This window comes from Flavisolibacter nicotianae (assembly GCF_003628535.1).
Taxonomy (GTDB): Bacteria; Bacteroidota; Bacteroidia; order Chitinophagales; family Chitinophagaceae; genus Flavisolibacter; species Flavisolibacter nicotianae.
Map to the genome: position 1 here is coordinate 73,004 of NZ_RBCI01000004.1, position 26,984 is coordinate 99,987.

The 26,984-nt window shown below is 48.4% G+C and carries 28 protein-coding genes; 20 read left to right on the top strand and 8 right to left on the bottom strand.

Features of this window, described 5'->3' with window-relative positions; genetic code table 11:
- Positions 1-61: 61 nt before the first annotated feature.
- From D6024_RS12070 to def, 4 genes are all read left to right on the top strand, one after another.
- Positions 62-619: an RNA methyltransferase gene (locus D6024_RS12070; RefSeq protein WP_121354893.1), complete on the top strand. Its 558-nt coding sequence runs from the start codon at positions 62-64 to the stop codon at positions 617-619.
- 4 nt (positions 620-623) lie between these two features.
- On the top strand, positions 624-1,595 hold the full coding sequence (locus tag D6024_RS12075; RefSeq protein WP_121354894.1) for a UbiA-like polyprenyltransferase: 972 nt from the start codon (positions 624-626) through the stop codon (positions 1,593-1,595).
- Between the two features lie 2 nt (positions 1,596-1,597).
- Positions 1,598-2,008 (top strand): Holliday junction resolvase RuvX, encoded by a 411-nt coding sequence (ruvX, locus tag D6024_RS12080; RefSeq protein WP_121354895.1) that lies wholly within the window; start codon positions 1,598-1,600, stop codon positions 2,006-2,008.
- An 84-nt stretch (positions 2,009-2,092) separates the two neighbouring features.
- Entirely contained in the window at positions 2,093-2,680 is a 588-nt protein-coding gene (def, locus tag D6024_RS12085) for a peptide deformylase (RefSeq protein WP_121354896.1), read from the top strand.
- Positions 2,681-2,682: 2 nt separating this feature from the next.
- Here def and D6024_RS12090 read toward each other — a convergent pair whose 3' ends face one another.
- Positions 2,683-3,735, bottom strand: coding sequence for an RluA family pseudouridine synthase (locus D6024_RS12090; protein ID WP_121354897.1), 1,053 nt, complete (start codon positions 3,733-3,735; stop codon positions 2,683-2,685).
- Between the two features lie 38 nt (positions 3,736-3,773).
- Here D6024_RS12090 and lipB point away from each other — a divergent pair, with 38 nt between their 5' ends.
- The gene (gene lipB / locus D6024_RS12095) at positions 3,774-4,511 is read left to right on the top strand and encodes a lipoyl(octanoyl) transferase LipB (protein ID WP_121354898.1); all 738 of its coding nucleotides are present in this window, start codon (positions 3,774-3,776) and stop codon (positions 4,509-4,511) included.
- Positions 4,512-4,582: 71 nt separating this feature from the next.
- Here lipB and D6024_RS12100 read toward each other — a convergent pair whose 3' ends face one another.
- The gene (locus tag D6024_RS12100; protein WP_121354899.1) at positions 4,583-5,275 is read right to left on the bottom strand and encodes a hypothetical protein; all 693 of its coding nucleotides are present in this window, start codon (positions 5,273-5,275) and stop codon (positions 4,583-4,585) included.
- A gap of 58 nt (positions 5,276-5,333) precedes the next feature.
- Positions 5,334-6,230, bottom strand: a complete 897-nt coding sequence (locus tag D6024_RS12105; protein ID WP_121354900.1) for a 1-aminocyclopropane-1-carboxylate deaminase/D-cysteine desulfhydrase — start codon at positions 6,228-6,230, stop codon at positions 5,334-5,336.
- A gap of 51 nt (positions 6,231-6,281) precedes the next feature.
- Between D6024_RS12105 and D6024_RS12110 the strand changes: the two genes are divergently transcribed.
- Positions 6,282-7,181, top strand: a complete 900-nt coding sequence (locus tag D6024_RS12110) for a sugar phosphate nucleotidyltransferase (RefSeq protein ID WP_121354901.1) — start codon at positions 6,282-6,284, stop codon at positions 7,179-7,181.
- 59 nt (positions 7,182-7,240) lie between these two features.
- On the opposite strand, the gene D6024_RS12115 is transcribed toward D6024_RS12110, so the two are convergent.
- Both D6024_RS12115 and D6024_RS12120 read right to left on the bottom strand, forming a co-directional pair.
- A complete protein-coding gene (locus D6024_RS12115) occupies positions 7,241-8,377 on the bottom strand; it encodes a S1 family peptidase (protein ID WP_121354902.1) in 1,137 nt (378 codons plus the stop codon).
- Positions 8,377-8,913, bottom strand: a complete 537-nt coding sequence (locus D6024_RS12120; RefSeq protein ID WP_240410018.1) for an RNA polymerase sigma factor — start codon at positions 8,911-8,913, stop codon at positions 8,377-8,379. Before D6024_RS12120 ends, D6024_RS12115 begins: the two co-directional genes overlap by 1 nt.
- Before the next feature lie 154 nt (positions 8,914-9,067).
- On the opposite strand from D6024_RS12120, the gene D6024_RS12125 reads away from it, so the two are divergent.
- The 13 genes from D6024_RS12125 (at position 9,068) to D6024_RS12190 (ending at position 21,541) form a co-directional block, all read left to right on the top strand.
- Entirely contained in the window at positions 9,068-9,295 is a 228-nt protein-coding gene (locus D6024_RS12125; protein WP_121354903.1) for a hypothetical protein, read from the top strand.
- A gap of 26 nt (positions 9,296-9,321) precedes the next feature.
- Complete coding sequence (locus D6024_RS12130) at positions 9,322-9,555, top strand: hypothetical protein (RefSeq protein WP_121354904.1); 234 nt, start codon at positions 9,322-9,324, stop codon at positions 9,553-9,555.
- A gap of 47 nt (positions 9,556-9,602) precedes the next feature.
- Entirely contained in the window at positions 9,603-9,821 is a 219-nt protein-coding gene (locus D6024_RS12135) for a hypothetical protein (RefSeq protein ID WP_121354905.1), read from the top strand.
- Positions 9,822-10,115: 294 nt separating this feature from the next.
- Complete coding sequence (locus D6024_RS12140) at positions 10,116-11,777, top strand: DEAD/DEAH box helicase (protein ID WP_121354906.1); 1,662 nt, start codon at positions 10,116-10,118, stop codon at positions 11,775-11,777.
- Between the two features lie 343 nt (positions 11,778-12,120).
- Positions 12,121-12,951 (top strand): prephenate dehydratase, encoded by an 831-nt coding sequence (locus D6024_RS12150; protein WP_121354908.1) that lies wholly within the window; start codon positions 12,121-12,123, stop codon positions 12,949-12,951.
- On the top strand, positions 12,948-14,120 hold the full coding sequence (locus D6024_RS12155) for a pyridoxal phosphate-dependent aminotransferase (RefSeq protein WP_121354909.1): 1,173 nt from the start codon (positions 12,948-12,950) through the stop codon (positions 14,118-14,120). Before D6024_RS12150 ends, D6024_RS12155 begins: the two co-directional genes overlap by 4 nt.
- A gap of 6 nt (positions 14,121-14,126) precedes the next feature.
- On the top strand, positions 14,127-14,966 hold the full coding sequence (locus D6024_RS12160; RefSeq protein ID WP_121354910.1) for a prephenate dehydrogenase: 840 nt from the start codon (positions 14,127-14,129) through the stop codon (positions 14,964-14,966).
- A gap of 107 nt (positions 14,967-15,073) precedes the next feature.
- Positions 15,074-16,159: a chorismate mutase gene (locus D6024_RS12165; RefSeq protein ID WP_121354911.1), complete on the top strand. Its 1,086-nt coding sequence runs from the start codon at positions 15,074-15,076 to the stop codon at positions 16,157-16,159.
- Positions 16,159-17,169 (top strand): 3-dehydroquinate synthase, encoded by a 1,011-nt coding sequence (aroB, locus tag D6024_RS12170; protein ID WP_121354912.1) that lies wholly within the window; start codon positions 16,159-16,161, stop codon positions 17,167-17,169. The genes D6024_RS12165 and aroB overlap by 1 nt, the downstream gene beginning before the upstream one ends.
- Complete coding sequence (gene aroA / locus D6024_RS12175; RefSeq protein WP_121354913.1) at positions 17,169-18,455, top strand: 3-phosphoshikimate 1-carboxyvinyltransferase; 1,287 nt, start codon at positions 17,169-17,171, stop codon at positions 18,453-18,455. Before aroB ends, aroA begins: the two co-directional genes overlap by 1 nt.
- A 1-nt stretch (position 18,456) precedes the next feature.
- Entirely contained in the window at positions 18,457-19,449 is a 993-nt protein-coding gene (locus D6024_RS12180; RefSeq protein WP_121354914.1) for a chorismate synthase, read from the top strand.
- Positions 19,449-19,751 (top strand): thiamine-binding protein, encoded by a 303-nt coding sequence (locus D6024_RS12185; protein ID WP_121354915.1) that lies wholly within the window; start codon positions 19,449-19,451, stop codon positions 19,749-19,751. Before D6024_RS12180 ends, D6024_RS12185 begins: the two co-directional genes overlap by 1 nt.
- Before the next feature lie 170 nt (positions 19,752-19,921).
- Complete coding sequence (locus D6024_RS12190) at positions 19,922-21,541, top strand: L,D-transpeptidase family protein (protein WP_162944731.1); 1,620 nt, start codon at positions 19,922-19,924, stop codon at positions 21,539-21,541.
- Positions 21,542-21,572: 31 nt separating this feature from the next.
- Here the strand turns inward: D6024_RS12190 and D6024_RS12195 are convergent, their stop codons facing one another.
- Together D6024_RS12195 and D6024_RS12200 are read right to left on the bottom strand one after the other, a co-directional pair.
- Positions 21,573-22,466 carry a 3-hydroxyacyl-CoA dehydrogenase family protein gene (locus tag D6024_RS12195; RefSeq protein WP_121355350.1) on the bottom strand — a complete coding sequence of 298 codons (894 nt, stop codon included), beginning with the start codon at positions 22,464-22,466 and terminating at the stop codon, positions 21,573-21,575.
- 159 nt (positions 22,467-22,625) lie between these two features.
- Positions 22,626-24,920 carry a sodium-translocating pyrophosphatase gene (locus tag D6024_RS12200; RefSeq protein ID WP_121354917.1) on the bottom strand — a complete coding sequence of 765 codons (2,295 nt, stop codon included), beginning with the start codon at positions 24,918-24,920 and terminating at the stop codon, positions 22,626-22,628.
- A 335-nt stretch (positions 24,921-25,255) separates the two neighbouring features.
- Here D6024_RS12200 and D6024_RS12205 point away from each other — a divergent pair, with 335 nt between their 5' ends.
- Positions 25,256-25,750 carry a hypothetical protein gene (locus D6024_RS12205; protein ID WP_121355351.1) on the top strand — a complete coding sequence of 165 codons (495 nt, stop codon included), beginning with the start codon at positions 25,256-25,258 and terminating at the stop codon, positions 25,748-25,750.
- Positions 25,751-25,767: 17 nt separating this feature from the next.
- Here D6024_RS12205 and D6024_RS12210 read toward each other — a convergent pair whose 3' ends face one another.
- Complete coding sequence (locus D6024_RS12210) at positions 25,768-26,898, bottom strand: TIR domain-containing protein (RefSeq protein ID WP_121354918.1); 1,131 nt, start codon at positions 26,896-26,898, stop codon at positions 25,768-25,770.
- Positions 26,899-26,984: the final 86 nt, after the last annotated feature.

The following is a 26,984-nucleotide window of genomic DNA, read 5'->3' on the forward strand; positions in this document are numbered from 1 at the left end:
TTCGCACCCTTTTTTTATCCACGCCAAACCGAACCTTACTTTTGCAGCTCAAAAAAAGAGAATGCGCAAACTGAGCATGGCGGAGCTGGGACGAAAATCGGTAGAGGAATTCCGCCAATCGGAAAAGCTACCGGTAATCGCCGTACTGGAAAACATTCGCAGTGCATACAATGTCGGTTCGGTCTTTCGTACGGCCGATGCGTTTTTGCTGGAAGGCATTTATATCTGCGGATATACGGCATACCCTCCACACAAAGAGATCAAGAAAACAGCCCTTGGTGCGGAAGAAAGCGTATCGTGGAAATATTTTAAAAAAATTGAAGAGGCCATCGAAGACCTGCGGTCTATGGGGTACACGATTTACGCGGTCGAACAGGCTATTGATAGCTGGAAGCTCGGTTCTTTTTCGGTGGAAGACGACAAGATTGCCGTGATTTTTGGCAACGAGGTAACAGGGGTGGAGCAATCAACCATCCAACTTTGTGATGGCGTTATCGAGATTCCGCAGTTGGGCATGAAGCACTCGCTGAACGTGGCCACGGCGGCCGGTGTCGTGCTGTGGGAGTTGATCCGGGAAAAGGTCCGTATTAAAGAAATAAATAATCAGCGTTTATCTTAAGAAAATGAAAACGGTAAAAAACTATCTTTCTCTCATAAAATTTTCCCATACCATCTTTGCCATGCCCTTTGCATTGATCGGTTTTTTCCTGGCTGTGGCATCAAACCAGCATTTTGGATGGGTTTCGTTCGACGAGAGCAACGCAACCCGAATCATCTTTCACCAAAAAATGTCCGACGATTCTCTGGCCATGCAATTAATGCAAGGCGCAAATCCATACCAGACCATTCCCGTTTATTTTTTGCTGGTCCTGGTGTGCATGGTCACAGCCCGCAGCGCTGCCATGGCCTTCAACCGCTACCTCGATCGCAAGTGGGATGCCCTCAATCCCCGCACCGCCATCCGTGAAATTCCCAAAGGAATCATCACACCCAAAAACGCCCTGGTCTTTACCATTGCCAGTTGCCTGCTCTTTGTCGTGGCGACGTTTTTTATCAACCGTCTTTGTTTTTACCTGTCACCGGTAGCACTGGCTGTCGTCCTGGGTTATAGTTATACCAAACGGTTTACACCGCTCTGCCATCTGGTGTTAGGCCTGGGCCTTTCGCTTGCCCCGATTGGCGCCTACCTGGCCGTAACCGGAGCCTTTCACTGGCTTCCTATTTTGTTTTCACTGGCCGTCATTTTCTGGGTGAGCGGCTTCGACATCATCTATGCGCTGCAGGATGAGGAGTTTGATAAATCCAACAAGCTCTATTCCATTCCCGCGTGGCTTGGAAAAGCAAAGGCGTTGCATGTGTCGGAATTTCTTCACCTGCTCAGCGCTGCGTCAGTGATAGCGGCGGGTAAGTTCGGTCAGTTTGGATGGCTCTACTGGATCGGGATCCTGGTGTTTGGCGGCATGCTGGTTTACCAACATTCCGTAGTGAAGCCCAACGACCTGCGCCGGGTCAACCTGGCATTCATGACCGCCAATGGCATTGCCAGCGTGGTTTTTGCAGCATTTGTCATTGCCGACCTTTTTGTAAAATTTTAAGTATGGGCAGAATTTTATCCATCGACTACGGAAAGAAGAGAACCGGCCTGGCGGTCACCGATCCGCTGAAGATCATTGCAACCGGCCTTACGACCGTAGAAACGCCCAAACTAATGGCCTACCTCAAAGACTACATTCTCCGGGAAGGCGTGGAAGAAGTAATCATTGGAATGCCAACCAACATGGACGATTCCGACACCCATGCCACGCCACTGGTGAAAACCTTCATTGGTCAATTTAAAAAAGCCTTTCCCTCACTGCCCATTTCCGAAGTGGACGAACGATTCACGTCGAAAATGGCCAGCCAGGCCATGCTGCAAATGGGGCTCAAAAAAAAGCAAAGGCAAAACAAGGCGCTGGTAGATGAAATCGCAGCGACCATCATGTTGCAGGAATACATGAATCGGTTTTAGCCTCCCAATTTTAGAGTTTCCGATAGCCAAAACCACGGCCGGTTACGTTACCTTTGCCCCTCGTAATTCAAAAAGGAAACTAAGATGATACTTCCGATCGTAGCCTATGGGCACCCGGTTTTAAGAAAGGTGGCAGAAGACATCACGCCGGACTACCCTGGACTGGACAAGTTGATTGAAGACATGTGGGAAACAATGTATGCCAGCAATGGCGTTGGGCTGGCTGCACCGCAGATCAATCGTCCCATTCGCTTATTTGTCGTGGACAGTGCACAGATTTTTGTCAACATGGACGACGAGGAAAAAGAAGAAAACGACTACCCCGATGCGCCTGGCGTTAAGCAAGTCTTCATTAACGCACACATCGTGGAAGAGGCCGGCGACGACTGGCCGTATAACGAAGGTTGCTTAAGCATTCCAAAAATCCGCGAAGACGTTTACCGCGCAGAAGAAGTGACCATCGAATACATGGACGAGAAATTCCACAAGCACAAAAAGACTTTCGACGGGGTAACGGGCCGGATCATTCTGCACGAATACGATCACACAGACGGCAAGTTGTTCATCGACTACCTGTCGCCTCTGAAGCGAAAATTGTACAAACGAAAACTGGATGACATTTCAAAGGGCGCCATCCAGGTTGATTACAAAATGTTGTTTCCAAAGAAATAAGCCTACTCTTTTTTCAGTGTTTTGACATAGCCTCTCCATTTTTCAATCACCTGGTGCATATCGTCCGGAAGTTCGGTTTCGAAATTGATTTCTTCGCCGGTGGACGGGTGGATAAAACCCAGTGTTTTAGCATGGAGAGCCTGGCGAGAGCAGATCGCAAAGCAATTGTCCACAAATTGCTTGTACTTGCTGAAAATCGTTCCCTTGACAATTTTGTCGCCGCCATAAAAATCGTCGGCGAACAGGGGATGCCCAATGTGTTTCATGTGCACCCTGATCTGGTGGGTACGTCCGGTTTCCAGCACGCATCGCACCAGGGTGACGTAGTTAAACCGCTCCAGTACATTGTAATGGGTAATGGCTTCCTTCCCATGATCTCCTTCGGGATAAGCTTCGAATAATTTCCGAAAACGCAGGTTGCGACCCACATGCGCAATGATCGTTCCTTCATCTTCTACCAAATCGCCCCAGACCAATGCAATGTATTCGCGTTTGACGGTGTGGTCGTAAAACTGCTTGGCCAACAGCCGCATGGCCTTGTCGGTTTTGGCCAGCACCAGCAGCCCGCTCGTGTTTTTATCGATGCGGTGCACCAGGCCAAAGCGGGGCAGCGCCTCTTCATTGATGGAAGGATTTTTTTGCTGCAGGTAATATGCAATTCCATTTAGCAGAGTGCCGGTGTAATTGCCGCTGCCGGGGTGAACAACCATGCCGGCCGGCTTGTTGACGATAATGACATCGTCGTCTTCGTAATGGATATTAAGCGGAATATTCTCCGGAACAATGTCCGTCGACTCAGGCGTCAGGTCGGAATAAACGATGATCTGGTCGAAGGCTTTGATCTTGTAATTCTGCTTGACCTCCTTTCCATTGACAAGTACCAGCCCGGAATTGATGGCTTGCTGTAGTTTGTTACGCGTTGCGCCATCAATCCGGTTCATTAAAAACTTATCGATCCGGTAAGGTTCCTGGCCTTTGTCGGCATTGAACACAAACCGCTCGTATAGTTCGTCGCTGCTTTCCCGATCCTCGATATTGTCCGTTTCGTCTGCCATAAGCCTGCAAAAATAAAGGAGCTTACTTTTGCAAGGCTATGGAAAAACAAAAAGTATGGTTTAGGGATTTGGGCAAAATGGATTACCAGGCGGCCTGGGATTACCAGGATGTCCTGCTGAAGAAGAATCTGGCCGTAAAGGCAAATGCGCTTGCCGGTGAAAATACCGATGGAGAAACTGCGGAGCAGGTTGCCACTCAACACCATTTACTTTTTGTTGAACATCCGCCTGTCTACACGCTTGGCAAGAGTGGTAAGATGGAACATGTATTGATTAACGAACAGGAGCGGAGACAACGGGGAATTGAATTCTTTCAAACCAACCGCGGTGGCGACATTACATTTCATGGCCCGCAACAGATCGTTGGTTATCCCATCCTGGACCTGGAAAAATTTTATACGGATATTGGCCGTTACCTGCGGGAATTGGAGGAAGTCATTATTCTGACGCTTGCCGAATATGGTATCGTTGCCGGCCGTTCACCCGGAGAAACGGGGGTCTGGATTGATGCTCAAACGAAAGGAAAGGAGCGAAAGATCTGTGCTATGGGTGTCCGATGCAGCCGCTGGGTCACTATGCACGGTTTTGCTTTCAATGTAAACACGGATCTTTCGTATTTCAACTACATCATTCCCTGTGGCATCCAAAACAAAAAGGTAACGTCGCTTAAAGAAGAACTTGGGAGAAAGGTGCCGTTGGATGAAGTAAAGGAAAAGCTCAAGCGCAATTTCGAAAATGTCTTCCGGGTAGATATTTTGGACGAAGCAACAGAATAACAAGGACGATCATCTGAAACAGAAGACTGCTTTCGCTATTCTGACGGCCGGTTGATCGGTGCCTGTGCCGGTTAAAATTCCCTGCCCAGGTAAAATTTGTGCCGCTCCACCAGCTTTTCGTCGTTGTACAGCTCAAAATTAAACCAGCCGGCATGGAGGAAATTGGTCTTGTCAAGGGTCAGGCCACGCTGCCGTACATTCTTAATTTCGAAAAGAAAGCTGTTGTCTTCTTCAAAAAACTTGATGTGGTATTTCTGCTTTTCCGCATCCGGCAGGTTAATGAAAACATAACCGTCTTTGTTGGTATACACATAAAACGACGGTACAAAATCAGGCTTCTTCGCCTCTTTCTGATCGCGAAAGTCCGGCTGTTTTGCAACAACCGTTTCCATCAACGTGGCCACTTTCGATGTATCGTTCGATGGTCTTTTCGGGACAGAAAAAAGATATTGCCCGTTTCCCCGCACAATAAACAAACGGTAGAACATATGGTCGTTCGGTGCCCGTTTGTCTGCAAAGCCGTTCATTTTGGCATTTGGATCGGTAAGGCTGATCAGGGTGCGGTAGTTCTTTAAACTGTCGTGCGAAGTTTGAATGCTGATCTGATTGAGTGAATCGTATTTGTTGATCCAACTGATGACAATACTTGGATTCCCGTCGCGATCAAATCCGAGGTTGCGAACAGAAAATTTGGGTAACGTGTCCTGTCCAAAGGCAACGGATAAACAAAACAAAGGGCCGAGCAATAAAAGAATACGCCTCATAATTGTGTATCAAACAACACTCTGCGTGTTTTCGCAAATATAAAAGCGGAAGCCAGACTCAGTCAAAAATTAACGTTCCCTTTTTTAGAGAATCATTTCCCTGCAGGCCACCGGTATGCACGACCAGCAGCTTATCCTCCTCTGAAAAATACCCGTTCCTGACCAGGTCCAGTGCAGCAAAAAATGCCTTGCTTGTATAAACAAAATCCGTTGGGATGCCGGAACGGGAATAGAGATCGTTCATAAAAGAAAGCAGGGCCTCCGTTTTTTTGGCATAGCCGCCGAAGTGATAATCCTGAATAAGCGCAAACGCGTCCTTCTTTTCCGATGGAAGGAGTTCATTGATTTCCTTCCGAAGGGAAAAAGCGTTTTTCAGAACAGGAATACCAATGAGTTGCTGCCCTTCCATTGCGGAACAAATCATTCCTGCCAGCGTTGTGCCCGTACCTACGGCACAGAGGATATGCGTGTAAACACCTGTCTCGTTTTCTGCAAGAATGGCCTCTGCTCCCCTGGCTCCAGGGTAGCCGTAACCGCCTTCGGGAATGACCAGGGAATCTCCGGGCAAATTGGCGGGCAGGTTTCCAGGATAATGAAGTTGACGGTAGGCTTCGCGGGAAACAAACTGAAGTTCCATGCCAAAGGAACGGGCCTGGCGAAGTGTGTGGGATAAAATGGCCGGCTCTTCGCCCCGAACGATGCCCACACTTTGCAGGCCTTCTTTTTGTGCTGCAGCCGCTGTTGCCAGCAAATGATTGGAAAAGGCTCCGCCAAATGTGACCAGTTTTTTTTGACCCTGTTTCGCTTCTTCGATGTATTTTTTCAGCTTGAACCATTTGTTACCGGACACGACCGGGTGAACCAGGTCAAGTCGGAGCACATCCACTTTTGTTCGGAGATTGAAATAGGAGGAAAGAGGTTCAATGGTGGATTTACATGGAATTGGTTCGCTCATAAAAACGCAGGAAAAGTAATTATTTTCGCACCAATTTTTAAAAAGGGAAATATGAAACCAACGTTAGTTATCATGGCCGCAGGCATGGCTTCGCGTTACGGCAGTATGAAACAAATACAGCAATTCGGACCCAGCGGTGAAACCATCATGGATTACTCGATTTACGATGCGATCAAAAGCGGGTTTAGCAAGATCGTCTTTATCATCCGGAAAGATTTTGCTGAAGACTTTAAAAATATTTTTGAACCGAAGCTGAATGGCAAGATCGAAACTGAATATGTGTACCAGGAGTTGGATGCCTTCCTCGGCACACATGCAATTCCCGAAGACCGTAAAAAACCCTGGGGCACCGCCCACGCTATTCTTTGTGCCCACAATGCCGTAAAAGGCCCGTTTGCCGTGATCAATGCGGACGATTTTTATGGCACGGATGCCTTTGCCAAGGCCAATAACTTCCTGACGATGGAATGCCGGGAAGACCTTTACGGTATCGTTGCATATAACCTGAATAAAACCTTATCCGATCATGGTTCTGTCAGCCGTGGCGTGATCGAAGTTGGCGACAACGACCAACTGGCCGGCATCAACGAAAGGGTAAAGCTGTATCGCCAGAACGGCCAGATCGTATATGAGGAAACGAACGGAGCAACCTTTCCTGTGCAGGAAGAAGCCAAATCGTCTATGAATTTCTGGTGCTTCCATCCTTCTATTTTCCCCTTTATCCGCGAGGAATTTGAAGCCTTCCTCGGCAGGAGCATTAACGATCCGAAGGCTGAATTCCTGATTCCTTTTGTTGCCGACCAGTTCATTAAGAGCGGACGTGGCAGCATCAAGGTAATCCCGACCTCAGCGCCCTGGTTCGGTGTAACCTACCGGGAAGATGCACCGATCGTTCAGAAAAATCTCAATGACCTGATAGAAGCAAATGAATATCCCAACCGTTTGTGGTAAATGTTATCAAATGAAAAAGGGCTCAAATTGATTGAGCCCTTTTTTTATGAAGTATTTTTTTATTGCTGGTAATTCACTTTCACCATATACACAAAATCCGAAATCTTCTTTACCTGCTGTGTGCGATCGGCACCCTTGAGGGATGAAGTCGCTGGCAGCTTAACATTCTGGTACGCGGAGTCTGCTTTACGGAGTTCCGACAACGCCTTGTAAATGTATTTCGACTGCACAGCGAAGACAGCGCCTTCGGCAGACGTTTGTCTCGCACTCAGCACACCGATGATTTCGCCGTTGCGGTTGATAATGGGGCTGCCGCTATTACCACGGTTGGCGTCGATCGAAATCTGCATCGAAAGCGTATCGCCGTTATAGCCGGTCCTTGCTGCCAGGTAGCCCTCGCCGTAGACAATGTCATTTCTCGGGTAGCCGAGTGAGAAAATGGGTTCCGCAATATCGGCCGTTGTTTTCCGGATGCTGTAGGGGATGGACGAAGGCGCTTTGAAGGCTGTATCCACAATTTTCAGGATGGCAATATCGCGTTTCGGATCAGGATAAACGACCAATGCCTGCAAATCCTTACCGGCGGAATTTTGAACAGCGATGTACTTCGCACCTTCCACCACATGGTAATTGGTCACCAGGTATCCCTTTGCATTTACGAGGAAACCTGTACCACCGCTGGTGTACGTGATATTCGCCGGAGGCGTTGGCGGAACGCTTTCCATTTGCCGGATCACCGTATTGATCTTGTTGTCCTGGACACGGTTGTGCTGTTCAAGGTTGTCAATTTTACGATTCAACTGCTGAACATCCTGCGTCATGCCATTTTTAACGGGAGAGAAGGACCAGACCAGAGCGCTAATGGCCATTGCCGTGATGCCGGCAATAGAGGCTGCAATCGCCGCTGTGCGCTTATACCGGTGAAAAAGGTAAACCAGCTTGGCCCCGCCTTTTAACTTGGGTGCGTGAATGGTGCCGTCCTCAACCAGGTGGAGGTGCGTTTCGTTCAGCTTGCTTTTCAATTGGCGAAGATCTTCAAAGCGATTTAGTTGCTGAAGAAAAAAGGAGTGTTCGACCACCAACTGGTCAACCTCCGGGTTGCTTTTGCGCAGGCTCTCAAAATAGGCCTGCTCCTCTGCGGGCATTTCTCCCGAAAGATAGCGTTCGACGGCTTCTACTAATTTAACATCTTCCATCACTGGGGTCCGTTTTTATACTGCGAAAAAAATAGCTTCTTCAGTCTCATCAGGCACTTGTACTTCTGTGTTTTGGCATTGTCGGCGTTGGTGTATCCAAAACTGGCCGCGATTTCCTGCATTCCCTTCTTTTGAAGGTAAAACGCCTCGAGCAGGCTGCGGCAGGGTTCACCCAGGCTGTTCATTGCCTTTTCCATCAAACTAAACTCGAGATTACGCTGCTCGTGATCCTCCACCTCTTCGTCAACTACCACCAGGTCCTCATGACTTTCATACAAAGCGTAACGGTTTTGCTGCATCAGCCGCTTTAACCATAAACGCCTGCACACAGAATAGACAAACGTTTTCAGTTGACAGTTTAATTCAAAGGATCCGGATTGAACTTTTTGGTACAAAACAATCATGGCTTCCTGGAAAACATCTTTTGCATCTTCCGTGCTGCCATTGTTGTTCAGCACCAGGGATTGAATCAGGTTGAAATTCTCTTTATAGATGGTTTCGATAGCTTTTTTGTCCTGCCGGGCTAATCCTTCCAACAAAGCTGTTTGGTCATACGCTGCTTTCAACTGCAATCTTCTTTTAATACTAAAATGGTGAAATAGTAACCCAAAGATGGCGGTAAAAATTTTTTTTCAATCAGGGGGTTACCTTTTTTTTATCCGCGTATTAATCCTGTAAATCCGGTGCAAAATGAAACAGTGCGTTCTTTTTTCGCTCCTGGTCCTTTCCCTGGCAGCCTGCGACAACAGTGCGAAAGTGGAATCGAAGGCGGACAGCCTGAAACAGGAACTGGACACCAGCCTCGGGAAAATAAAAGATTCTGTTAAGGCGAAGGGAGAGCGGACACTGGATGCTGTGAAGGCGAAGATTGATGATTTACGGAGTGTGAAGGATTCGGTGAGAGATACGTTAAAATAGAATTAGAAACCCTTAAACAACAAACCATGAAAAGGCTTTTTGCTCTTGTAATCGCAGTTGGATTTCTGGCTTCCTGCAACAACGCAGGGGATGCCGCGAAAGACATCAAGGACTCGGCAGATTCAGTTAAAAATGAAAAAATCGAATCTGTAGAGAACGCCGCTGAAAAAGCAAAGGATACCATTGAAAAAAACACGGACTCTTTTAAAGCAAAAGTTGACTCCGTAGCAGATAAGACTACCGACAGTTTGAAAAAATAATCGGAAAACGTTTTTTACTTTTTAAACCAATCAAAAATCAAAGACACATGAAAAAGTTCCTCGGAATTCTGGCTATCGCTGGTGTATTAGTAGCTTGTGACAACAAAGCTGGAGAAGCTTCTAAGACTGACTCTACTTCTACTACTACAACAACTACAACTGCTGATTCAGCTGTTACTGCTCCGGTTGTAACTGACACTACTGGTAAAGTTGTAGACTCTACAAAAACAACTACAACAACTACAGTTGACTCTACAAAGAAGTAATTGTAATTGTTTTTATAGTTAGGTTGTTCGCCTGCCGCGGCCTGACAGAAAAGATCTTTAAAGGCAAGCAATCATAGAGGGCTGTCCTGAAAACAGGGCAGCTTTTCTTTTTTAACCGTGGATGGCCGGCGTTCTGAGTCCGGCAGGAAATTTTAGGGAAAAAGGCACATTCCTTCTCGTCAAATCATTTTGGGTGTGCACATTTCAATACAGGAAAGCCCTCCACAATCTATAAAATACAATTGACCGCCCTTAATCCTGCCGAACAGCGGTTACCTTTGCGCAAATATTCTTATGGCAACGTTTCGTGACCTTGGGCTGAATGAACAGCTTTTAACATCGATAGAAGAAATGGGCTTTACGCAGCCCACTAATATACAGGAAAAGGCCATCCCGGTCTTGCTTTCCGGAACAAAAGACTTAGTAGGATTGGCCCAAACCGGAACAGGGAAAACGGCCGCTTTTGGCCTGCCGCTTCTGCAACTGGTAGATCCGGCAAAGAAATTTCCGCAGGCGCTGGTCATTTGTCCTACCCGCGAGCTGTGTATGCAGATCGTGAATGAAATTGAAAATTTCAACAAGCATTCGAAGGGCATTCACCTTGTTGCCGTCTATGGCGGCACGTCTATTTCTGCGCAGATCCGCGACATCCGGCGTGGCGTGCAGATCGTGGTGGCCACGCCAGGCCGCCTCATCGATCTGATTGAGCGGAAAGCAATTAACCTGGAAGAGATCAGCTATGTTGTGCTGGATGAGGCTGATGAAATGCTCAACATGGGTTTTCAGGACGATATTGAAACCATTCTTAAAAATACTCCCAAACGCGAAAGCACCTGGCTGTTCAGTGCCACCATGCCGCCGGAAATCCGTAGTGTGAGCAAGCGGTACATGAAAGATCCTTTCGAAATCACCGTCGGAAAGAAGAACACCGCCAGTAAAAGCGTCGATCACCAATATGTCGTTACCCAGGCGCAGCATCGTTACGAAGTCCTGAAACGCCTGATCGATTTCAACCCCGGCATGTACGGTATCATCTTTACCCGTACCAAGGCCGATGCCCAGGAGATCACCGAAAAACTTACCCGCGAGGGATATGATATCGAAGCGCTGCACGGCGACCTCAGCCAGCAGCAGCGCAATAAAGTGATGGATGAATTCCGCGAAAAGACATTGCAGCTCCTGATCGCTACCGATGTGGCGGCCCGAGGCATCGACGTGCAGGGCATTACACACGTTATCAATTTTGAACTGCCGGATGACATTGAAGTTTATACGCACAGAAGTGGCCGTACGGGTCGGGCCGGTAAAACGGGTGTCTGTATTTCCATCGTGCATTCAAGGGAAACAAGACGCATCCGCGACATTGAGCGCATCACGCAGGTCCCTTTCCACAAACTGGAAGTACCCTCGGGAAAAGACGTTTGCCGGAAGCAGTTCTTTTACTTCATGGACAAACTTCTTTCTGCTGATATCAGCCATGGCGACTACGAAACCTATCTTCCCATGCTTTCGGAAAAGTTTGCCGAGGTCTCGAAAGAAGAAGTGCTCAAACGGGTGGCGGCTCTTGAATTTGACCGCTTCCTGAAATATTACGAAAATGCCGAAGACCTGAACATGCGGGAGCGGGAGCAACGCTTCGAAAGAAGGGACGATCGTTCCGGCGGCGACCGGCGGCGAGATACACGTGGCCGTGAGTTTAGCGGCGGCGGCAACATGACGCGTTTGTTTGTCAACATCGGTACGAAAGATGGTTTTTACAAAGCCAGCTTCCTGCAATTCATCCTGGACATGAGCGACCTTCCGAAAGACGTTCTGGGTCGCATCGATATGAAGGAGATGAACAGTTGGATTGAAGTTGACAAGGACGCAGCCCGTAAAATGACACAGGCAATCGACGGCAAAAAATACAAGGGACGGCGAATCCGGATGAACGAAGCAGATTCGGTGAGAAGGTGAAACGTCAAATGTGAAAAGTGAAACCAGGGAATATCTCAGGCTTTATGCACAGGAGATTAGCAAGAGTTGGAGAGAACCGGTTTTGGACATATGAAAGCCCTGTTTGACGTCTCAGGTTTTCCGTTTTACGTCCTTGGCCATCATAAAAAGCAGGAAAATATTTTTTTTAACAAAAAGAGCATTTTTATATTTGTTGGCAGAATGACAAACAACAAGGCATACCGTTACTTTTATTTTAGCTTTTATTTTACGAAAGGCCGGGATTGCTTTTGTTGATTATTACAGAAACAAAAAATTTCAACAAATAGAGATCCCGGCCAAAAGCCGGGATTTTTCATTTTACATGGCAAAGATTGTATCCATACAGGGCTTTGAAGGAAGTTTTCACCAGATTGCTGCCCGCCAGTTTTTCGGAAAAGACATTGGCATTCTGCCCTGCGCCACCTTCCGCGAGGTGGTGGAAGCGACCAAAAAAGGAGAAACCGACGCCAGCGTGATGGCCATCGAAAACTCCATCGCCGGCAGCATCCTTGCGAATTATAACCTGCTTCACAAATCCAACCTGTCGATTGTCGGTGAAATTTATTTGCCCATCAAGCAGCATTTGCTTGTCAATCCGGGTGTGAGGCTGGAAGACATCAAAGAAGTACACTCGCATCCCATTGCGATCCTGCAATGCATGGACTACCTGGTAAAGTTCAACTGGAAACTGGTGGAAACAGAAGACACGGCGTTGAGTGCAAAACACATTCACCAGCGGAAAAGCAAACACATTGCCGGCATCGCGGGTAAACTGGCAGCCGAACTTTTTCAACTGGAGATCGCAGCGGAAAACATCCACACGGAAAAAAACAATTACACCAGATTTCTCATTTTACAAAAAACGGCCGTGGAAAGGGCCGACGCGGACAAAGCTTCCCTGTCGTTTCATACCGACCATTCCAGGGGAAGCCTGGCAAGGGTCCTGACAAAGATTGCCGATGGCGGTATCAACTTAAGCAAGCTGCAAAGCTTTCCCATCCCCAGCAATGCATGGAAATACAACTTTCACGCCGACCTGGAATTTGACAGTATGGAGCAGTTCCACGCCGTGCTTCGGGAGATCGGGCCGGTAACGGAAGCAATCAAGGTTTACGGTGTTTATAAAAATGGTAATGCAAATTCATCCAAATGAAAATTGAGATAGCAAACCGGTTAAACGGAATTGGCGAATATTACTTCTCGCAAAAGTTGCGGGAGATTGAAGGCCTGAACAAGCAGGGAGAAACGGTGATCAATCTTGGCATTGGCAGTCCCGACCTGGCTCCGGATGCCGCGGTTGTTGGCACGTTGCAGAACGAGAGCCGCAAACCCAACGTACATGCCTATCAAAGCTACAAAGGTGTGGCGGCGCTACGGAATTCTATTGCTGCCTGGTACCAAAAATGGTACGGCGTCACCTTGGATCCGGTTACAGAAGTGTTGCCCCTGATCGGCTCGAAAGAAGGCATTATGCATATTTGCATGACCTACCTGAACGAAGGGGATGAAGCACTCGTACCCAATCCGGGGTACCCGACCTACAGCAGCGCGGTGAAGCTCAGTGGGGGAAAGCCGGTGTACTATCACCTGAAAGAAGAAAACGAATGGGCGCCGGATTTCGATGCATTGGAAAAAATAGACCTTTCGAAAGTCAAACTGATGTGGGTAAACTACCCGCATATGCCGACAGGCCAGCAAGCGTCAAAAGAATTGTTTGAAAAACTCGTTGTGTTCGGGAAAAAACACCAGATCCTGATCTGTCACGACAATCCGTACAGCTTTATCCTGAATGATCACCCAATGAGTTTATTGGCCGTTGAAGGAGCCAAAGAAGTTGTCATCGAATTGAACTCACTCAGCAAGTCGCACAACATGGCCGGCTGGCGGGTGGGCATGCTTTGTGGTGCCAAAGAAAGAATTGACGAAGTATTGCGGTTTAAAAGCAACATGGACAGTGGTATGTACCTTCCCGTGCAACTGGCCGCTGCAAAGGCGCTCGAATTGAATGATGACTGGCATGATGCACTCAATGCGCAATACAAAAAACGTCGCGAAAAAGTATTTGAACTGCTGGACCTCCTGCAATGCCGGTTCAGCAAAGAGCAGGTCGGCATGTTCGTCTGGGCAAAAGTGCCGTCGAACTATAAAGACGGGTACGAATTGAGCGATGAGGTACTTTACAACGCACGGGTATTTATTACACCGGGCGGTATTTTCGGAAGTGAAGGAAATGGCTATATCCGGATCAGCCTGTGCAGCACGGTCGAAAACCTGGATGCAGCCATTAACAGAATAAGAATAAAAACTAAAGTCAACAAATAAACACGGATGGTTATCACAGTTGTTGGTGTCGGTTTGATTGGAGGCTCCATGGCAATTGCCCTGAAAGAAAAAGGCATTGCCAGCAAAGTGATCGGTGTGGAGAGCAACCCCGCTCACCAGCAAAAAGCGCTGGAACTTGGATTGGTGGATGAAATCCTACCACTGGAGCAAGCCGTTGTTGCTTCTGACGTCATTATCCTGACAACTCCTGTCAACGCCTTGCAACAACTTGTACCGCTTGTTTTAGACCAGGTGCAAAACCAGGTGGTCATGGATGCCGGGTCGACGAAGAGCGGAATTTTAGAATTGATTAAAACGCACCCGAACAGAGGCCGCTTCGTTGCTACGCACCCGATGTGGGGAACTGAATACAGCGGGCCGGAGGCGGCCGTACAGGGAGCGTTTGTATCGAAGGCGACCGTTATCTGCAACAAGGAAGAAAGTGATGAAGACGCTGTGATACTCGTGGAGAAAATTTACAAGGAGTTGGGGATGCACCTCGTTTACATGAACGCAGTTGATCACGATGTGCATGTTGCCTATGTCAGCCATATTTCGCATATCACTTCCTTTGCCCTGGCCAACACCGTACTGGAAAAGGAAAAAGAGGAAGAAGCGATCTTCGAACTGGCCAGTGGTGGTTTTGAAAGCACGGTGCGCCTGGCAAAGAGCAACCCCGCCATGTGGGTACCTATTTTTAAAGAAAACCGCGATAATGTGTTGGATGTTTTAAATGAACACATCAGCCAGTTGCGAAAATTCAAGGCCTGTCTGGAAAAGGAAAATTATACCTACCTGACAGACCTGATCGAGCAAGCAAATAAAATCAGGAGAATAATTAAATAACAAAGCGATAAAGACCCGCAAAGAGAAAATGCGTTTATGATAAAATTTCTCTTAGTCTCTTTGCACTGAAAAAGTCAATTAAAAACCATTACATAAAACACGACATTATGCAACAGTTGAAAGACCAGAAAGCCGTATTGCAGGAAGTTTGGAAAAAACGTCCGCTGATTATTTCAGGCCCATGCAGCGCCGAAACGGAAGAACAGGTGCTGGAAACCGCCACCCGCCTGGCAAACACAGGTAAAGTAGACATGCTCAGGGCTGGTATTTGGAAACCGCGTACCCGTCCCGGAAGTTTTGAAGGCATTGGCACCAAAGGCTTACCCTGGCTGCTGCAAGCGAAAAAAATCACCGGCCTTCCCACGGCAGTGGAAGTGGCAACGGCCAAGCAGGTAGAAGATGCCTTACATTTTGACGTTGATGTTTTGTGGATCGGCGCCAGAACAACCGTGAACCCATTCAGTGTGCAGGAAATTGCCGATGCCCTGAAAGGTGTTGATGTCCCTGTGCTGATCAAAAACCCGATCAACCCGGACCTGGAACTGTGGACCGGTGCGGTTGAACGCGTAGCCAAGGCCGGTATCAACCAAATCGGTCTCATTCACCGTGGATTTTCGTCGTATGGCAATACCGAATACCGCAATGCACCGATGTGGCACCTGGCGATAGAAATGAAACGTCGCAACCCGGACATGCTCTTCATCAACGACCCGTCACACATTTGCGGTCGCCGTGATATTTTGCTTGATGTGGCGCAGGAAGCGATCAACCTCGATTTCGACGGCCTGATAATCGAAAGCCATATCGACCCAGACAAAGCCTGGAGCGATGCCAAACAGCAGGTGACACCCGAACGTCTTGCCGAAATGCTGGACCAAATTATCTGGCGCCGTGAAGACATTCCGTCGGAAGAACTGCACGCCGCTCTGGAAAAATTCCGCCAGCAGATCAATCAACTCGACGATGAACTGATGCTGTTGTTGTCGCAGCGGATGAAGGTGGCAGAAAAGATCGGCCAGTACAAAAAAGATAACAACATCACCATCCTGCAAACAAAGCGCTGGAACGAGATTTTGGAGAGAGCCTGCAAGAAAGGCGACAAGATGGGATTGAGCAAAGAGTTTGTGACGAAATATCTTGATGCCGTTCACATGGAAAGCATCAATCACCAAAACAAAGTTTTTCACGGATAATGCAGGTTAAAAAAGTCCAGTTCAGCAGGCAGGCGACGTCATTTTATTTTGACACGTCTTTTGCGCAGTTGAAAAAAATAGTTCCGCAGAAAACGACGGTTCTCCTTACCGATGAACACCTGGCGGCGGCCCATCCGCGAATTTTCAAAGGCTGGAATACCATCGTTCTGAAATCCGGTGAAGAATATAAGGTACAGGCAACGGTCGACAACATCATTCAGCAACTGATTGGGTTGCAGGCCGACCGCACCTGGACCTTGGTTGGCGTTGGCGGTGGCGTTGTGACTGATCTAACGGGTTATGTGGCCTCGATTTTTTTACGCGGCCTTGCGTTTGGCTTTGTGCCGACCACATTGTTGTCGATGGTCGACGCGGCCATTGGCGGCAAGAATGGGATTGATGTCGGCGTGTATAAGAACATGGTCGGCACCATCAGCCAGCCCGATTTTCTCCTGTACGATGTTTCATTGCTGAAAAGCCTTCCGGAAAATGAATGGCGAAACGGTTTTGCAGAAATCATCAAACACGGTGCTATCCTGGATGCGCCGATGGTGAAAGAGCTGGAAAAACGGAAGCTTTCTTTTTTTCAAAAAAACAAACCGGCGCTGCAAAAGCTGGTGCAGCGAAATGCCGCACTGAAAGCACGGGTCGTCAAAGAGGATGAATTTGAAAAGAACAAAAGGCGGCTGCTGAACTTCGGGCACACGCTGGGGCATGCGGTGGAGAAGCAGTACGAATTCATGCATGGCGAAGCCGTGGCAATCGGGATGGTGTTTGCTGCAAAACTGTCGGCGGAAATGCTGAAGTTTAAAGGAACAGACAGGCTTGTTCACCTGATAGATCAATATGGATTGCCGATAGCGGCGGGCTACAACAAACAAAAAGTATTTGACGTGCTGGTAAGCGATAAAAAACGGGAGGGGGAACTGATGAATTTTATCCTCCTGGAAAAGCTTGGAAAAGCCGTCGTTAAAAAAATCCCCTTACCGGAAATTTACAAACTCATTTAATGCAGGTAACAGTCACTCCTTCCAAAATACAGGGCACGATTACAGCACCCGCGTCCAAAAGTGCGATGCAGCGTGCCTGTGCAGCCTCTTTGCTCAAAGGCGGCGAGACGGTTTTGCACAATCCAGGCGTTTCAGACGATGACGAAGCGGCCCTTGATATCATTTATCAACTGGGCGCCATTGTTGAAAAAGAAAAGGATACAGTTGTCATCAGGAGCAATGGCGTGCAACCGATCAGCCAGGAGATCAACTGTGGAGAAAGTGGCCTTTCAGCCCGTATGTTCACGTCCGTTGCAGCCTTGAGTCAATCGCCGATCACAGTTACGGGAAAGGGCAGCCTCGTAAGGCGCCCGTTTTCGTTTTTCACGGATGTATTGCCACAACTCGGCGTTGACTGCACCAGCAACAACGGTTTGCTGCCGCTTCAGATCAAAGGTCCGTTGCAACCACGGGATATCACGATCGACGGTTCACTTTCGTCGCAATTCCTGACAGGTTTGCTGTTTGCCTTTTCAGCCGCAAAGGCAAAGGATGTTACAATCACTGTTCACAACCTGAACAGCAAGCCCTATATCGATCTTACGCTGCAGGTGATGAGCAAATTTGGTTTGCCTGTTCCTGTCAACAACGACTACCAATCGTTTTACTTTCCGAAAGATCCTTCGCCGGTTGCCTCTACACCTTCGTCGTTCAAGTACCAGGTGGAAGGTGATTGGAGCGGGGGCGCTTTTCTTTTGGTAGCCGGCGCCATTGCCGGCGATATCGTTGTAAAAGGACTGGATGTTTTTTCCACGCAGGCCGATAAGGCTGTGCTGCATGCGTTGATGCAGAGCGGTGCAACAATCAGCATTGAAGAAAGTAAAATAGAAGTACGGAAAAGCCGGCTGAAAGCATTTCACTTCAATGCAACTGACTGCCCGGATCTTTTTCCGCCGCTTGTTGCACTTGCCGCTTATTGCGACGGGACGACAGTGATCGAAGGGGTGCATCGACTGACCCACAAGGAAAGCAACAGGGCGCTGACCCTGCAGCAAGAGTTTGCAAAAATGGGAGTGGAGATTTCCTTCCAGGATGACATGATGCTTGTCCGCGGTGGAGCAGGAGTTAGCGGTGCAGCCGTCCATTCCCGCCACGACCACCGGATCGCCATGGCTTGCGCAGTGGCAGCACTGGGCGCCAGCGGCGATGTAATCATCGAAGAAGCCGAAGCGGTGAATAAATCGTATCCGCAGTTTTGGGATCACATTGAACATTTATCAGCCACCCTAACGACAAGCAAGCAATAACATGAATGCATTTGGACGCCTATTCCGGGTCAGTATTTTTGGAGAATCACATGGACCGTCTGTTGGCATAACGATCGATGGCTGTCCTGCGGGACTGCCGCTAAACGAAGAAGATTTTACCGTTGACATTGAACGTCGCAAGGGCGGCCAGCAGAAAGGCACAACGCCACGAAAGGAAGACGACAAACCGATTTTCCTGACCGGGGTGTTCAACGGTAAAACAACCGGCGCCCCGTTGACAATCGTCTTCGAAAACAAGAATACACGGTCTGGTGATTACGAAAAACAAAGAGCTTTTCCCCGTCCCGGTCATGCGGATTTTGTAGCGCACCAAAAGTTCGGCGGATTTGAGGATTTCCGCGGTGGCGGCCATTTCAGCGGACGGCTTACTGTCTGTCTCGTTGGCGCCGGTGTGGTTGCAAAAAAACTGCTGCAAACAATTTCCGTCCAATCCACCATTTTGGAAATCGGCGGCGAAAAAGATATCGAGGCCGGCTTGCAAAAAGCGATTGACGCCAAGGATTCTGTCGGAGGTATCGTTGAATGCCGCGTAAATGGTTTGCCGGCCGGATTGGGCGAGCCTTTTTTCGACTCCCTCGAATCGGTTTTAGCACATGCGGTGTTTGCCATTCCGGCCGTAAGAGGAATTGAATTCGGAACCGGTTTTGCAGCCGCCCGCATGTTTGGTGTCGATCATAACGACGCCATTCTCGACCAAACCGGGAGAACGAAAACAAACCATGCCGGTGGTGTTGTTGGAGGGATCAGCAACGGTAACGAGCTTGTTTTTCGCATCGCCATCAAACCCACATCGTCGACACCGAAGGAACAGCAAACCTGGAATTGGGAAAACGGCCAGGTAGAAACATTTTCCGTCAAGGGCCGCCACGATCTTTGCATCGCCCTGCGGGTTCCACCGGTATTGGAAGCAGTGGCGGCAATCGTGCTCGCCGATTTCCTGCTGCTGGAACACCACATTAAACGCACCTGCTAATGCATACACATACCATCAACGCATCCATTCAGCTTCTGCCGATCGTGGAAGACAGGCACCCTTATGACTGGGTGGACGAAGCGATTGCCGTTATCCAGAAGTCGGGTATTCAGCACGAGGTTGGGCCATTTGCCACTGTTGTGGAAGGCAGTTACGAAGCCGTCATGCAAGTCATTCACCAAATCAACGAACACCTGGCCAGCCGTGGATGCACGGAATGGATCACCAGTGTTCAACTGCAAATTCGCAGCAACAGTCCCATTACGTCTTTAGAAAAGACGGAGAAGTTTCACCAAAAATAATTTTTAGACAACCTGTGCTGCCGCGATCATTTTTTTGATTTGCCGATGTTTGGACAGCCTGGCTCCAGCCTTGATTTTCATATCCTTTCACACAAAAAAACGTACTTTACCGGCCAGACAGTTTGCCAGGATTTATGCTTTTTTCTATACGACAAATAGGGCTTCTTTTCATGCTTTGGTTTTTTGCCAGCCGGTGCAATTCGGCGCCTCCGTTACCGGAAAATCCATCGGTAAAGATTGGCGCTCCATTGGAAAAAGACCGAAACGAGCCAAAACCGGTCAAACCGGATCCCGCCGCTACAGCAGACACCATGGACCTCAAAAACGGCGGTCTGGTAAAGGAGATCTACCAAAAGACTGCTGACAGCCTGCTTTGGTCTGCTCAGGGCAAAGTAAAACCAGAAGCAGACTCGCTGCTTGCCCTGATCGACCAATGCCGCTTTTATGGATTGTTCCCGGTTGATTATCTCCAAAAAAAACTGACGGCAGTCCGAAGCGATCTGCAAAAACCCGGTTCTGCCGGTCTGCCTCCAAATGATCCCAGGTGGCTTTCATTCGATTTGATGGCGACATCGTCTTTCATTCAACTTGTGAAAGACATCAAACTGGGAAGGCTTGCCGCTGACAGTGTCCTGATGAAGGATTCATCGTTGAACGCCGATTTTTTTCTCCAGCAAAAAAATGCCTTCGCCACCGGTTCGATCACCTCATTTACCCAAAGTTTGGAGCCAACCGCGGCCGGCTATCATCATCTCAAAACAGCTTTGCGTCGCTTTTTGCGAAAAGCCAACCTGAAACGGTTCACCCTGATCAAAACAAAGGACAGTCTGTTGTGGCCAGGACTGGTTTACCAGCGGCTTGCGGAGGAGGACACACTAAAACTGAAGCCGGTAAAAAACCCGGACTCACTTACCGTCAGCAAAGCCATTCTCAAGTACCAAAAATGGAAAAAGCTGAAACAGGATGGATTGGTGTCTCCGGCACTGGTCAACCGCCTGAATGCAACCGACCTGGAAGCGTTTCTCCGGGTGGCAATTACGCTGGACAAATACAAAATGCTGCCCAGCCTGCAGGACGATTATATCTGGGTCAACCTGCCCGGATTTTATCTGGAGGTGCGGCATGGCGATACGACCATTTTGAAATCAAAAATCATCTGCGGCAAACCCGAAACCCGTACACCGCAGCTGACTAGCGTGATCACCGACATGATCACGTACCCGCAATGGACGATTCCGGAAAGCATCATCAAAAAGGAAATTCTCCCGGGGCTGAAGCGGGATGCCGGCTATACGCGGCGCAAAGGCTTTAGCCTGGTGGATAATAATGGGAATGAAATCAACCCGTATACGGTGAATTGGGCAAAATTCAAAAATGTCATTCCCTATCGCGTTGTGCAAGGCAGCGGCGATGATAATGCACTGGGTGTGATGAAGTTTAATTTCACCAATCCATATGCCGTTTATTTGCACGATACCAACCAGCGGTATCTTTTCGGAAAATCGTCGCGGGCCCTGAGTCACGGCTGCGTGCGGGTACAGCAGTGGAAACAGCTTGCCGACTTTATTCTGCATAAAGAAAAGCTGTTGGATTCGGTAAAAGCCGTACCAATTGATTCCGTCAACAAATGGCTGGCCGCGAAAAAGAAAAAAGTTATCCGGGTGAAACAACAGCTGCCGCTTTTTATCCGCTATTTCAGTGCGGAAGGACACGATGGCAAACTCGTCCTGTACGATGACATTTACGAAGAAGACAAACGGATCCGCGAAAAGTACTTTGCTACCAAATAATAAAAAAAGCCTCCGTGACGGAGCCTTTTTTTTACCTGTTTTGAAACCGTTTGCTCACTGTATGGTCTTTGTTTCCCGCAGTATATGTATAAAAGCCCTCACCTGATTTTACGCCAAGCTTTTGGGCTGTAACCATATTCACCAGCAAGGGACAAGGTGCGTATTTGGGATTACCGAATCCTTCGTGCAAAACGTTCAAAATACTCAGGCAGACATCCAGCCCGATAAAGTCGGCCAGTTGCAAAGGTCCCATGGGATGTGCCATTCCCAGTTTCATTACCGTATCGATTTCTTCCACGCCAGCAACGCCTTCAAAAAGCGAAAAGATGGCTTCATTGATCATCGGCATCAAAACACGGTTGGCGACAAAGCCGGGATAGTCGTTGACTATGCAGGGCACTTTGCCCAGTTTACGGGTAATGTCGACAATCAGGTTGGTTACTTCCTCCAACGTTGCATACCCGTTGATGATCTCCACGAGTTTCATTACGGGGACGGGATTCATAAAGTGCATGCCGATCACTTTTTCGGGGCGGTTGGTGGCAGCAGCAATTTTGGTGATCGAGATCGACGAGGTATTGGTTGCCAGGATGCATTCCTTTGGTGCATATTCGTCCATTTGCTTAAAAATGGAAAGCTTCAATGAAATATTTTCGGTGGCCGCTTCCACCACGAGGTCGGCGTCCTTGACACCTGCCTCAAGCGATGTGTGCGTGGTGATATTTTTCAGGGCCGTTTCTTTTACCTCGTGTGCCAGCGTGCCTTTTGCAATCTGCCGGTCGAGGTTTTTTCCAATTGTTTCAAGGGCTTTGTCCAGTTGCGGTTGCGAAACGTCGATCAGTGAAACCACAAATCCTGCCTGGGCAAAAATGTGTGCGATGCCATTTCCCATCGTTCCGGCGCCGATAACAGCGATTTTTTTCATATAGCTCAATTGTGCCGCCAAAGATAGGAGAGAGTGGTTGGTTTGCTTTTGAGAGTGACCTGGCTTTCTTGCCAAAAACCTGTGTAACGGCAGGGGTATAAAAGAAAAGTCCCCGCAAAGCAGTAGCGGGGAACTTTAGTTGTCTCTCACAAAGCAGAACTATCTTAAATAAATTGTATTTGCTGAACTCGTTTTTTGATGACTAACTTTAATAGACCGCACGGATTTCTGATACGCTGCACCGGTCTGAAAATTATTTTCCGGATTCTGCTCCGCCACAGCTTTGTCGCCAAATAAACCGGCCAGGGTCGGGGCAATGACCAGCGAAACAATCGACATCAGCTTGATCAGGATGTTCATCGACGGGCCGGACGTATCCTTGAACGGATCACCCACCGTATCGCCGGTAACGGAAGCTTTGTGCGGATCGGAACCTTTGTAATATTTCTGGCCGTTGATGTCCACGCCCTTTTCGAAGCTTTTCTTGGCATTATCCCAGGCACCGCCTGCATTATTCTGGAACATTCCCATCAAAACGCCGCTAACCGTGGCACCGGCAAGGAAACCACCCAGGGCTTCTGGTCCAAGCAGGAAGCCGATTATCAACGGGGAAACGATAGCAATCGCACCGGGCAACATCATTTTTTTGATGGAAGCCTCTGTCGAAATGGCCACGCATTTATCATATTCCGGTTTGCCTTTCCCTTCCATTATACCGGGAATGGTACGGAACTGCCGGCGCACTTCTTCCACCATTGCCATGGCAGCTTCACCAACAGCGCGGATGGCCAGCGAAGAGAAAATAAAGGGGATCATGCCACCAACAAACAGCGAAGCCAGCACTTTTGCATTGTAGATGTTGATGCCATCCATTTTAAAGCCATTCTGGTTGATCACGCCGACATAGGCAGCAAACAAGGCCAGGGCTGTCAGGGCAGCAGAGGCAATGGCAAATCCTTTACCTGTTGCGGCAGTTGTGTTACCGACCGCATCCAGCGTATCTGTTTTTTCGCGAACCTCTTTGGGCAGCTCGCTCATTTCGGCAATACCACCGGCATTGTCGGCGATCGGACCAAAGGCGTCAATCGCCAATTGCATTGCGGTTGTGGCCATCATACCGGCAGCGGCAATGGCAACACCGTATAAACCGGCAAATGCATACGATCCATAAATACCGCCTGCCAGCACCAGGATGGGTAAAAAGGTTGACTCCATGCCAACCGCCAGGCCACCAATTACGTTAGTTGCGTGGCCGGTACCCGACTGGCGAACGATGCTCAGCACCGGACGTTTACCCATAGCCGTATAAAACTCCGTGATGATACTCATTAAGGTTCCCACCACAAGACCGACGGCGATCGCTCCAAAAACCTGGTTTTTGGTAAAGGCAAAACCTCTCAGGTACATATTGCCATCAGGCAAAATATAGCTGCAAAGGAAATAGGAAGCGATTGCTGTCAACACAATCGAACCCCAGTTGCCCATATTCAAAGCCCTTTGTACAACACTTGTACTGATGCCCGAATTTTCGCTGATTCGAACAAAAAAGGTCCCGATGATAGAAAACAAGATTCCGACTCCGGCGATCAGCATGGGCAACAGGATGGGCGAAAAGCCGCCAAAACCGTCTTCCAGGTGAACCAGGTCGGTAACAGAAGCGCTTGCCGTTACTTCGTGACCCAACACGATCGTAGCAAGCACAGTAGCAACGTACGAACCAAACAAGTCGGCACCCATACCGGCAACGTCACCTACGTTATCACCTACGTTATCGGCGATAGTAGCCGGGTTGCGGGGATCATCTTCCGGGATTCCGGCTTCAACTTTTCCCACGAGGTCAGCGCCTACGTCAGCGGCTTTGGTGTAAATACCGCCGCCCACACGGGCAAACAATGCAATACTTTCCGCTCCGAGCGAAAAACCTGTCAAAACCTCGATGGCTCTTGTCACTTCGTGAGCTGTTGCGAAAGCGTCTGGCGCAAATGATTTCAGCAGTACGATAAACAAACCGCCCAAACCAAGCACCGCCAAACCGGCAACACCCATTCCCATGACGGCGCCACCTGTAAAAGATACCTGCAAAGCTTTGGCAAGTGATGTACGGGCCGCATGGGCCGTCCGCACGTTGGCTTTTGTGGCAGCACGCATACCGATGTAACCTGCCAGGGCACTAAAGAAAGCGCCGATGATAAATGCAATGGCGATTGACCAGTGCGATTCTTTGTTCGTGTATCCCATGAAGCCTAGAAGCAAGGCGACGGTAATTCCGAAATAAGTCAGGATCTTCCACTCCGCTTTTAAAAACGCCATGGCACCTTCGGCGATGTAGGTTGAAATTTCTTTCATCCGGTCCGTACCGGCATCTTGTTTGGCTACCCAGAAAAATTTCCAAATGGTGTACAGAAGTCCGATTGCACCCATCAACGGTGCTAAATAATACACGTAAGAAGTCATGAGTTTCTGTTTGGTTTTAAATTTCGACGGCAGTCGTTGCCTTTTGCCGGGTACGTATTTTCAATGGTGGGCAAATATAAGGGTTTTGTTTATTGGGAATAGGTCGCCGGTTTTTTTAGAAAATCCCGGAATTCAGACGTGACCAAATGGTGCAAAAATCAACCTCGTTCTATCTCCTGCTGAATGAAATTCTTCTATCTCCGGAAGGTTTTGTTGAAGAAAATTGATAGAACCTGTTTTGGTTTGTACACAACTTGCTCAGCGTTTTCAAGGTTTGGTTATTTGACGAGTCATTTGTGGCATACATTTTTTATAGATTCGAGGAAAGGATTTCCATGAAAGCAACAACGATACTTGCTGGCGGACTGGCTGGTGCCACAGCGGTGACATTGCTCCACGAAAGCATCAGGCAAGTTGTTCCACAAGCACCACGGATGGACAGACTGGGTATGCAGGCAATTTCGAAGGGACTGAAAAAAGCCGGCAAAAAAGTGCCCCGCGAAAATGCGTTATTCACAGCAGCGCTGGCCGGTGACCTCCTGAGCAATGCCATTTATTACAGTGCAGCCGGCATTGGCAGCGAAAAAAATATTTGGGTCCGTGGCACTTTACTGGGCCTGGCGGCAGGTCTTGGTGCCGTGATGCTTCCCGAACCCCTCGGCCTCAATAAACAATACAGCAACAAAACCGTTGCAACGAAAGTTATGACCGTCGGGCTTTATGTCGCCGGCTCACTGGTAACTACGGCTGTCATCAAATTGCTGAACCGCAAGAAGAAGGAAAGTCACCAGGAATGGGAGAGAAGACTGGTGACGTCCGCGATGGGCTAAGCCGCTAGTGCAAAAACTCAAACGCTTACTTGTTTTTTGGCTTTTGGTTGCAGGATGTTCGCCTTCTCCAGAACCGCAATAATTTTCCGATACGCTTCTTCTACATGCTCAGTAAACTCGATGGTAACAATTCCATTGAGATCGGAGGGAAGAGGCGTTTCTTTTTGTTGGATAATGCGCACTTTGTCCCTACCGTAACGGCCGCAGAACCACCCCAGTTCAAACAATACGTTCGGCCTCGCCTGGAAATACTTCTTTTTTTTGTTCTCTACCCAGTCGTCGGGAGTGACAATGACAAAAGCGAAAGCACACAAACGGCCGTAATGCTCAAATTTTTCAATCAGGGTTTTTCCATCATCCTGTTCGTATTTTAAAATGACCGGTTCAATTCCCGCCTCCTCCAGCATTTCTTTCAACTCCCGCAAAACGGCTTCGTTGTGGCCATGGACAAGGAAAACCTTCTTGTCGATCGGGCTTAAAAATTCTATGCGTTTGCGCTTCTCTTCCAGTTTTTCCGCTTTCTTTTCGTGGATGTCGGCAAGATGGTTCAGCAGGTTGACCATCGGCAGAATGACGTCGTAACTCTTGATATCCGACACCTTAAAATTTAAATTATTGACCTTTCGCAGTTCGGCCGCCGCATTTCGGTACATGCCTACTTCATCGACATAGAGGCCATCGTTTTTCGCAATTGTACCGGTGATGATGCTTGTGGTTGTGGCCACCACCCGGTCGTAGTACAAGAACATAAACCGAAACAGGTCCATAAAGCCGACATAAGGCTCGGAGGCGTAAAAAGACTGCGGCAACTGCTGCAGGGAAGCATTCACCTCGTCGCAGATTGCTTTGGCAAGCTGTAGTTCCTCCAGCGCTTTCGCATATCGTTCTTCGAGCGAAAAAAACGTGGACCGCAGCAATCTTGTCGGGATCTCAATCAGGTTGACGACGATTTTGAGCGGAATGGTTTCATCCTTTTTTACCCCGATAGTCACCTGTTGGTACAGGTTCCGGGCCTTTACAAGGGCTTGTTCTGAACTTTGGATGTCCTGCAACTGTAATGCAGTCATGGAATTGCCAAACTGTTCAAAAAGGAGGTCGAGGCCTTCATCGAGTTGATCGCTGGAAAGGGGCTGTTGCTTGCTTTTCATACACGTGTTTTTTGTTTGATCTGTAGTGAATAAAGCAGGAAGCGGATCGGCGGGTTTGCGAAGGGAAAGATTTCTCTAACAATTTA